At 40.7% G+C, this 9931-nt stretch carries 9 protein-coding genes; 6 read left to right on the top strand and 3 right to left on the bottom strand.

Going from position 1 to position 9931, the window contains the following annotated elements; translation table 11 throughout:
* The first annotated feature begins 327 nt into the window (after positions 1-327).
* The 5 genes from CXF78_RS02425 to CXF78_RS02405 all read left to right on the top strand — a co-directional run bounded on the left by CXF78_RS02425 (position 328) and on the right by CXF78_RS02405 (position 6743).
* Entirely contained in the window at positions 328-1347 is a 1020-nt protein-coding gene (locus tag CXF78_RS02425) for a TRAP transporter substrate-binding protein (protein WP_011638164.1), read from the top strand.
* A 66-nt stretch (positions 1348-1413) separates the two neighbouring features.
* The gene (locus CXF78_RS02420) at positions 1414-2073 is read left to right on the top strand and encodes a TRAP transporter small permease (protein ID WP_041413121.1); all 660 of its coding nucleotides are present in this window, start codon (positions 1414-1416) and stop codon (positions 2071-2073) included.
* The gene (locus CXF78_RS02415) at positions 2073-3470 is read left to right on the top strand and encodes a TRAP transporter large permease (RefSeq protein ID WP_011638166.1); all 1398 of its coding nucleotides are present in this window, start codon (positions 2073-2075) and stop codon (positions 3468-3470) included. The genes CXF78_RS02420 and CXF78_RS02415 overlap by 1 nt, the downstream gene beginning before the upstream one ends.
* A gap of 100 nt (positions 3471-3570) precedes the next feature.
* Positions 3571-5367 (top strand): sensor histidine kinase, encoded by a 1797-nt coding sequence (locus tag CXF78_RS02410; protein ID WP_102035862.1) that lies wholly within the window; start codon positions 3571-3573, stop codon positions 5365-5367.
* 2 nt (positions 5368-5369) lie between these two features.
* Positions 5370-6743 (top strand): sigma-54-dependent transcriptional regulator, encoded by a 1374-nt coding sequence (locus CXF78_RS02405; protein WP_011638168.1) that lies wholly within the window; start codon positions 5370-5372, stop codon positions 6741-6743.
* Here CXF78_RS02405 and CXF78_RS02400 read toward each other — a convergent pair.
* The 3 genes from CXF78_RS02400 to tesB form a co-directional block, all read right to left on the bottom strand.
* Positions 6740-7975 carry an MFS transporter gene (locus tag CXF78_RS02400; protein ID WP_102035861.1) on the bottom strand — a complete coding sequence of 412 codons (1236 nt, stop codon included), beginning with the start codon at positions 7973-7975 and terminating at the stop codon, positions 6740-6742. The genes CXF78_RS02405 and CXF78_RS02400 overlap by 4 nt on opposite strands.
* Positions 7976-8077: 102 nt before the next feature.
* On the bottom strand, positions 8078-8479 hold the full coding sequence (locus tag CXF78_RS02395; protein WP_011638170.1) for a YbaY family lipoprotein: 402 nt from the start codon (positions 8477-8479) through the stop codon (positions 8078-8080).
* A gap of 9 nt (positions 8480-8488) precedes the next feature.
* On the bottom strand, positions 8489-9349 hold the full coding sequence (gene tesB / locus CXF78_RS02390) for an acyl-CoA thioesterase II (RefSeq protein ID WP_011638171.1): 861 nt from the start codon (positions 9347-9349) through the stop codon (positions 8489-8491).
* Positions 9350-9571: 222 nt separating this feature from the next.
* Here tesB and CXF78_RS02385 point away from each other — a divergent pair.
* A partial coding sequence (locus CXF78_RS02385) for a prenyltransferase (protein ID WP_180957032.1) occupies positions 9572-9931 on the top strand: 360 nt, incomplete at its 3' end.

Genomic DNA, 9931 nt, shown 5'->3' with positions numbered 1-9931 from the left:
TATATATCCCTCCTTTTAATTAAGTCCATATAAACTCACATTCCTCAGCCAGCAACAAATACCACCCTCACATCACGATCAGTGCAAATGTGTGACATCCCACCCATAAGGATTTTTTTACTGTGTGACAATCCACACATAAAATCACTCTCCTGTTTCCTTATTAAATTAAAGTTAATATATTTCATTGAGTTACAAATAATTAACATTCTGGCCTAATGCTTGCTATGTTTTATCTATCCTCATAAAGCGTTTATGGCGTACTTGTTCTGGGACAAGTCACCACCTTGAGGAAAATATAACACTAAAAAAAGGAAGTTAATTATCATGAAAAAATCGACCAGTACCTTTACACATCCACTCAAGTCAATTGCTAAACTAGCGACTATTGCTACTATTCTTGCCGCGAGCTTTAATGTTTTTGCTGAACCTGTAGAAATTAAATTTTCGCATGTTGTTGCGGAAAATACTCCAAAAGGACAAATGGCACTTAAGTTTAAAGAATTAATTGAGCAACGTTTACCAGGTGAATATGTTGTTAACGTATTTCCTAACTCACAGTTATTTGGGGATAACAATGAGCTAGCAGCACTTCTGCTAAACGATGTGCAATTTGTGGCACCATCATTATCTAAGTTTGAGCGCTTTACCAAAAAACTACAGATTTTCGATTTACCTTTCTTGTTTGAAGATATGGCCGCAGTTGATCGTTTTCAGCAATCAGATTCAGGCCAAAAATTATTAAACGCGATGAACCGTAAAGGCCTTGTTGGTCTAGGTTATCTTCACAACGGTATGAAGCAGTTTTCTGCGAACGATCCTTTGGCATTACCAAAAGATGCGAATGGCAAAAAGTTCCGTATTATGGCATCTGACGTTATTGCAGCTCAGTTTGATGCTGTTGGTGCTATTCCAGTTAAAAAGCCCTTCTCTGAAGTGTTCACTCTGCTACAAACACGCGCTATTGATGGTCAAGAAAACACTTGGTCAAATACCTATTCAATGAAATTTTATGAGGTGCAAAGTCACATCACAGAAAGTAATCATGGCGTTTTAGATTATATGGTAGTGACCTCAAATACCTTCTGGAAAGGTCTACCCGCTGATAAACGTGCCATCTTTAAATCATCACTTGATGAAGCGATTGCTCTTGGTAATAAAATTGCTTCAGAAAAAGATAACCAAGATAGACAAGCGATTATTGATTCTAAGCGTTCAGAATTAGTCACGTTAACGCCTGCTGCACGCCAGCAATGGGTTAACGCAATGAAACCAGTTTGGGCTAAGTTTGAAGATCAAATTGGTAAAGATATGATTGATGCAGCACAAGCTGCTAATACTAAATAGTCTCAACACTTGACGTGGTACTGACTGCATTCTTGCATCAGTACCACCTTTTTTTATTCAAGGAGTATGACCGTGATTTCAAGACTATTTGGTTATTTTGAAGAAGGGTTCCTTAATTTATTAATTACATTAATGACGTTGCTGGTTTTTGGCGAAGTTATTGCCCGTTTCTTTTTTAATACCGGTTTTTTATGGATCCAAGAACTGACCCTTACTCTTTGTGGTTGGTTTGTACTATTTGGCATGTCCTATGGCGTGAAAGTAGGAGCACATATTGGTGTTGATGCGTTTGTGTCTAAGCTATCTGGTAAGCCACAGAAAGCGGTCGCTATCTTTGCGTGCCTGTGTTGCATTATTTACTGCGGAATGTTTTTAAAAGGAGCTTGGGACTACCTAAGCCAAATGTACCAAATTGGTATTCCAATGGAAGACATCGACTTTCCTGCATGGTTTATTCATCAATTGGATCCAGATTTTGCTTGGGAAACATTGCGCATCGATATAGAAGATGGCGCTGTTCCTATTTGGTTATCTCAAAGTATTTTAATTATCGGATTTTCAATGCTCACATGGCGTTTTATAGAATTATTTATCGCTATTTTGCGCAATAAAGCTGTTGGTTTCCAACTGGCCGATGAAGCAAAAGACAGCATGCATTTAATCGATGAAGCTGCGCTATCCACATCATCAGAACAACTAGAAAAAAATGATAAGGAAGCGAAATAATGACTATAGCAACTCTATTTATAGCTTTATTTATTTGCATGATGATTGGTATGCCTATTGCTATCGCATTAGGTTTTTCAAGCATGCTAACTATTTTGTTATATTCAAATGATTCGCTCGCTTCAATAGTTTTAAAACTGTATGAGTCGACTTCAGAACACTACACTTTATTGGCAATTCCATTCTTTATTCTATCATCGGCATTTTTGTCTACTGGTGGCGTAGCAAGACGTATTATTGACTTTGCAATGGACAGCGTAGGTCATATACGCGGTGGTCTTGCTATGGCATCGGTGATGGCTTGTATGCTGTTTGCCGCGGTATCTGGTTCATCACCTGCAACTGTGGCTGCTATTGGCTCTATTGTTATTGTTGGTATGGTACGCGCAGGTTATCCAGAAAAATTTGCAGCAGGCGTTATCACTACTTCAGGTACCTTAGGCATTTTAATTCCACCATCGATTGTAATGCTGGTTTATGCGGCTGCGACAGAAGTGTCTGCCGCTAGAATGTTTATGGCTGGTTTAATTCCAGGCTTAATGATGGGTTGTATTTTAATGTTAGCAATCTACATTGTTGCACGAATTAAAAAACTGCCTTCGCGCCCTTTCCCTGGAATAAAAGCACTAAGCATATCAAGTGCTAAAGCAATGGGTGGATTAGCACTCATTCTTATTGTACTGGGTTCAATCTACGGTGGTGTTGCCAGTCCAACTGAAGCAGCGGCCGTAGCTTGTGTGTATGCATACTTTATTGCAGTATTTGGCTATCGGGATATTGGACCACTCAAGAATGTTGCTTGGCGAAATAAACAAGAATCTTTAATCGGCGCCTCATTACGCAATATAGGGCACATGTTGCTTGCCGTTATTAAAACGCCAACCGACAAAGAAATCCGTCATGTAGTACGTGATGGCGCTAAAGTTAGCATTATGTTGTTGTTCATTATTGCTAATGCCATGCTGTTTGCTCACGTATTAACCACCGAGCGTATTCCACATATTATTGCCGAAACGATTGTCGGATTTGGATTACCCGCATGGGGTTTTTTGATCATCGTCAACTTATTGTTATTAGCAGCGGGTAACTTTATGGAACCTTCAGCTATTCTGTTGATTATGGCGCCAATATTATTCCCTATCGCAACCCAGTTAGGTATCGATCCTATTCACTTAGGCATCATTATGGTGGTCAATATGGAGATAGGCATGCTCACACCGCCTGTAGGGCTCAATCTGTTTGTCACAGCAGGAATAACAGGAAAAAGTATGGGGTGGGTAATTCAATCATGCCTGCCTTGGCTGGTATTGTTACTCGGTTTCTTGATGTTGATTACCTATATCCCTCAAATTTCACTATTTTTACCTGAGTATATAGACAAATTAAACGGCTATTAGCTTGATAATTCGCGTATTATAGACGAGCCTTAATTTATTAAGGCTCGTTTTTTTACACATGCTCAATAATCATCATAACTATTACCGATTGGGAATATGCATGCTTTCATTCTCGACTACCAAAAAACGTAAAATTGTACTGAGCATCATGCTCATCATCGGGTTATTACTGACCCTAAAAGTTACGTATTGGTATTTACTTGAACAGGGCACAAAGTCCATTGCTGAACAATCTGAAAAACAAATCAATGAACTGGTAATTTTTATTGATAACGCCCTTTCACACTACGAAAATATTCCAGCAGTGCTCGCGCAAAACCCTATCTTAGAGCAAGGGTTACTTGATCAACGCAATCCTCAAACAATCGAAAAACTTAACGCTTATTTATCTGAATTACAGCAAGTTACAGAGTCGTCAGATATTTACCTTACTGATGCGCTCGGAGTTGCTATTGCCGCCAGCAATTGGGATGTACCCAACTCTTTTATAAATCATGATTATTCATTTAGGCCCTACTTTATTGATGCTATATCAGGAAAGTCTGGACGATATTATGCAGTCGGTACCTCATCCAATAAGCGCGGATTCTACTTTGCTAATCCGGTATATCACAAGGGAGTGGTATTGGGTGTAGTGGTTGTGAAAGTTGATATAAGTTTGATTGAACAACAAAGTAGTGGCATTGCCATCGCAAGCCAATATGAGTTTATGATTAGCGATCCTGACAATATAGTGTTTCTTTCAAGCATTAATAGCTGGCGATTTAATTCATTAACGCCGCTAACACAGGCAAAACGTTTTGCACTTAATTCATCAAAACGATATGCAAACCGGCCCATTGGTGAGCTTAGCATTACCCCTAATTTTGCCTTAGGTGAGTCAAGCACGACTCAGGTATACCAAATCTCGTCTTCTGAAGGCAAAGAGAAGTATTTAGAACGCCACCAGTTAATGCCTAATGCTAACTGGAATGTGCATATTCTAGCCCCCATGAAACCGTTATATGAGTCTTTGCCGCCTATTATGTTGTTAGCGGCGACACTTTACTTATTACTGGCTTTGTTTATTATTTACAGCTTAGAACGAAGAAAAAACTTTCTTCGGATGCGTCAAGCCCAAAACCTATTAGAACAACGCGTGAAAGAACGCACATTAGAGTTAGAACAAGCCAATACTCAACTTAAAGATACCCAAGACGAACTGATCCAAGCTGCAAAGCTTACGGTCATAGGCAGTCTGTCCGCCAGCATTAACCACGAACTCAATCAACCGCTAGCCGCACTACGTAGTTATGCGCAAAACACCCAAACTTTCATTGGCCGTAATATGATTGAAGATGCCAGCAGCAATATCAAAATCATGATAGAACTCACCGATAGGCTCGCAGATATTATTGGTCAGTTTAAAAGCTTTACGCGTAAATCTCAGGGTAAAGATAACGCCACCGAAATTAATCAATCGATTGAGCAAGCACTTACCATTGTTCAACCTGAAATGGACAAACAGGGTGTTAAGTTATCGCTGAAATTATTAACGGGTAAATGCCAAATATGGGGCGACAACGTGCGATTACAGCAAGTGCTCGTTAATCTTATTAGTAACGCTATCGTCGCTATGCAACAATCTAACGAGCGACAATTGCAAATCAAAGTCTACTGCGACAGTAAGGTCAACATAAGTATCCAAGACAGTGGTCCTGGTGTAAGAGAAAGCCAGATGAACAAAATTTTTGAACCTTACTATACCACCAGTGAGCGTCAAGGATTGGGCTTAGGGTTGTCCATCTCGCAGCGGATTATTGAGTCAATGCAAGGTTCTATTACTGTCGAGAATGCCATACCCGGTGGGGCTATTTTTCATATCATTTTGCCACTTTATTTACGCGAGGAAGTGTAAACGTGACTCAAATACAAGACATCAATAATTATCAAGTCATTATTGTTGATGATGAACCTCATATCGGCATCGTATTACAGCAATTATTTAAGCTAGAGAATATCAGCGCGCTGGCGATTACGAACCCGCAATATATAGCTAACCAAATAACCGCTAACTGGCCAGGCATAGTGATTTCTGATGTCAATATGCCGCAACTCGATGGCTTGAGTTTATTGCAACAACTGAAAAAACAAGACAATGACTTACCTGTAGTACTATTAACGGGTTTTGGTGATATCGCCATGGCGGTAGACGCACTCAAAAAAGGTGCTTACGACTTTATCGAAAAACCATTTAACAACGAACATATACTCGATGTGACCAAACGCGCATTAGATAAACGTGCGCTAACACTTGAGAACCGTAAACTTAAACGCGAACTTGAATCGCACATAGCACCTGGCCCACGTATTTTAGGCAGTAGTCCTGGTGTAATGAAAATGCGCCACCTTATTGACCAAGTGCTAGACACACCGGCAGATATCATGATTGAAGGTGAAACAGGCGCAGGTAAAGAACTTGTCGCCCGATACCTGCATGACCACAGCTATCGTAACAAAGCCAATTTTGTCGCCATTAATTGCGGTGCAATCCCTGAAAACCTCATTGAAAGTGAACTCTTTGGTGCTGAATCGGGTGCTTTCACTGGCATAGACAAACGCCGGATTGGTAAGTTTGAATATGCTAATGGTGGCACGCTACTTCTGGATGAAATAGAAAGCACTCCTATGGCTTTACAGGTTAAATTACTGCGAGTCTTGGAAGATCGTAAAGTCGAACGATTAGGATCAAATACACCGATAAATTTAGACATAAGAGTTATTGCCGCAACAAAATTAAACTTGCAACAACTGTGTGAAGAAGGGAAATTCAGACAAGATTTATTGTACCGACTTAACCTGGTGACCATTGTCATTCCTCCACTACGAGATCGCCGAGAAGACATTCCATTACTGTTTTTACATTTTGCCAGAATTGCTTCTGCCCGTTACCATAAAGCACTCATTGCATTAAATCCCCAGCAAACCATGGTGCTAACCTCTCACGACTGGCCAGGCAATGTACGCGAGTTGCGCAACTTAGCAGAGCGTTATGTATTACTGGGTGCAGAAGCCGCTTTTGCGGGCAATTTAGACAGCCACACGACTATGCACACTAGCATGTCGCTTCAACAACGAGTTGAGTTTTTTGAGAGGATGTTGATTGAAGAAGCTTTAAGCCATAACAAAGGCAGTATTAAGCTAACAATGGAGCAACTCGAATTACCGCGTAAGACCTTGTACGACAAAATGCGCAAGTTTGACTTAGACCGTAAACAATTTATCGAGAGTTAACTCGCTTTGGATACATCAATAACCTGTTGTTGATGTATCCCTAAACGCCAGATAGCCACTAAAAGCAGTGCCAAAAGGCTCATCGATCCGACAACCACTCCATTCCATTCTGCTTCGTGCCAAAATAGCATTAAATAAGGCCCTCCCAGAGATGCACCAAGATAGTAGCAACATAAATACAGCGATGTAGCCTTAGCACGATGACTGGTTGCACGGATAGCTACAAACGAATTGCAACAGCTATGAGTTAAGAAAAATCCGCAAGCACTGATCAAAAAGCCCACCACAATAGCAGTCAATGTATCCACTAAGGTCAACAACGTGCCAGCAACCATCAAGCATAACGCCACCCTAAATAATGGCATCGAGCCATAGCGCATAATCCATTTTGCCGACAAATAAGAAGCGAAGGTGCCACTTGAATAACATAGAAAAATCAAGGTTGCATTAAAGCGACTTAAACCATAAGGTTCAGCCATAATATGCAATTGAATAAAGCTAAATTGATTAACCATCATCATAAATGCTAAGCCACCAATGGCATAAGCAAGGCGCATCTGCGAGTCTGACAAATGGAACATAAAGCCATCGATGTCTTGCTTTACTTTATGCATCAAAGAGACTTTTTGCTTTACCACTTGGGGCTTAATTTCTTTACGCGGCAATAAATACGTTACCAATGCCACTCCCATTAATGTTACCAAAAATATCAACCCCATAGACGACTGCCACGATAAATTTTGGGCCATTAACCCACCGAAAATTCGTCCTGCGATGCCGCCCATACTGTTGGCCATAATGTATACGGCAGCAGCTTTTAGCATAAAGGAAGGTGCCAATTGCTCTTTAAAATAGGCCATCGAAATCGCAGGAACAGCAGCAAGCAAAATACCTTGAAGTAAACGAACCCAAAGTAAGTGATCAAAAGTCTGAGCAAAAATCAACAATATATTAGATGCAGCAAGTAACCATAAACTCACCACAATAGGGGCCAACCGTCCTATCCGATCAGATAAAACCGCATAAAAAAGTAATGAAAAAGCTAAGGTAAAACTGGTAACCGATAACACCAAAGTAGCTTGTGCGCCAGACACATCAAAATGTTCCGCTATAGACGGCAGCATGCCTTGTACTGTGTACAAATTAATGTAAATCACCATAGAAGCTATGCACAAGGCCCAAATTAAACGAGTTTGCGCATGCGAACGATAAGTCTGAGATAACTCTGTCATAAACAACCTAAACAGCACATTAGGGTAGAAAACAGATTATTACCCGCCAAATAAATAGATCAATGACGGGCATAAGAGTTTGTGAACTAGATTACGAAGTGGTTATTTAACGCGTTTCATTAACACTTGAGTGGTAAATTGACCGTTACTGATCACACGGAACTTATCATACGTTTGAAAAATAGCATTTCCTTGATAAGTGATCATTGCCACAACACCGTAATCAACACCGCTTTTGACTAACTCAGCAGGTAAGGTGAATTTAAATGGAACGGGTGCTCTGGCTATATCAAAGTTTTTTTGAGAAATAATCGCCCCCGGAGTATTGAAATCAATCAATGCGATGTTAATTTTACACCCCTGTGGTAAAGCAATTTTTTCTATATAGCCAGCATAGCCATTTACAATAACAGGTTTTTCAGGCTCAATCGTCACACAACCATTCAGCATAATGGCGATCAAAGTGACAACCGCGAATTGTATCCCTTTCTTAATTATTAACATGTTAGCGTCCTACTTGGTCATTCTGATTAAACCTTCCTGTGTGGCAGAAGCCACAAGACGTCCTTGCTGATCAAAAAACTGCCCTTTTACAAATCCACGTCCACCGCCTGCATTGGGGCTATCAATACAGTACAAGAGCCATTCTCCCATATTAAATGGCCGATGGAACCACATGGCATGATCAATAGTGGCCATACGCATACCTGGAGTTAAAAAAGACACCCCATGGGGCTGAGTTGCTGTGGCTAAAAAATTAAAATCCGATGCGTAAGCGAGTAAATACTCTTGAATACTGTGATCCGATGGTACTTGTCCATTGGCACGTAGCCATACATACCCTTTTGCCTCTGTGGTGTTTGGCGCGATAGGATGAACTGGGTTAACTAAACGCATTTCAATCGGAGAGTCTGCCATAAATTTTTCGAGCATTTTCGCAGGTACTTTATCACGCATGGTCACTGCAAGTTCTTGCTGATTCAATAAACCTTCAGGTCCGGGCACATCAGGCATGACATCTTGATGATTAAAGCCTTCTTCAACCGTTTGGAACGAACAGGTCATATAAAAAATAGGTCGACCTTTCTGAATCGCTTTCACTCTACGCGCACTAAAGCTTCCTCCGTCGCGCATATTTTCAACATCGTAAATAATCGGTAGCTTTTCGTCACCGGCACGTAAAAAGTATGAGTGTAAAGAATGTACATGACGGTCTTCACTAACCGTTTGTTTTGCAGCACTTAACGCTTGCCCCATCACCTGGCCACCAAACACGTGCCCGAAGCCTAAATCTTGACTCTGGCCGCGAAACAGACCTAACTCAATCTTCTCAAGTGACAACAATGACAATAAATCGTTTAATACCTGACTCATAACACCTTCTCTACAACTTGGATTAACGTTAAGGTTACCTCAGTTAACCTGATGTTTTCTAGCTTATTCTATGGTAATAGCTGAATTAAAGTCATCTTGTGACAAATCACAAAATAGTGATGCAACGCAAATATTCATATCTGCAGCCTTATTGAATATTTGGTATGCTATTAGACATAACTAATCAACAGTGCGTCTCACAATATTATGCAACCTAGCTCAATGCAATCATGGTTTATGGCTATCCGTCCTCGTACGTTACCGGCGGCAATCGGTCCATTATTAATTGGAAACATGCTCGCGATTGGGCTCGAACAATTTAGCTTACTCATCGCCTTCACCTCAATGCTATGTGCGGTATTATTGCAAATTTCAGTTAATCTCGCTAATGACTACTTTGACTTTAAGAATGGTATCGACACCGAAGAGCGTCTCGGTCCAATAAGAGTCACTCAAAGCGGCATACTTGCGCCTTCATCAGTACGAAACGCCATGATCGGTTGCCTTATTACATCACTATTAGTGGGTTCATTACTGATCGTTCACGGTGGCTGGCCCATTGCCATTCTTGCAGCAGCCTCT

It is taken from the genome of Shewanella sp. 11B5, assembly GCF_002836795.1.
Classification (GTDB): Bacteria; Pseudomonadota; Gammaproteobacteria; order Enterobacterales; family Shewanellaceae; genus Shewanella; species Shewanella frigidimarina.
This window is presented reverse-complemented; position numbering and strand designations above follow the sequence as displayed.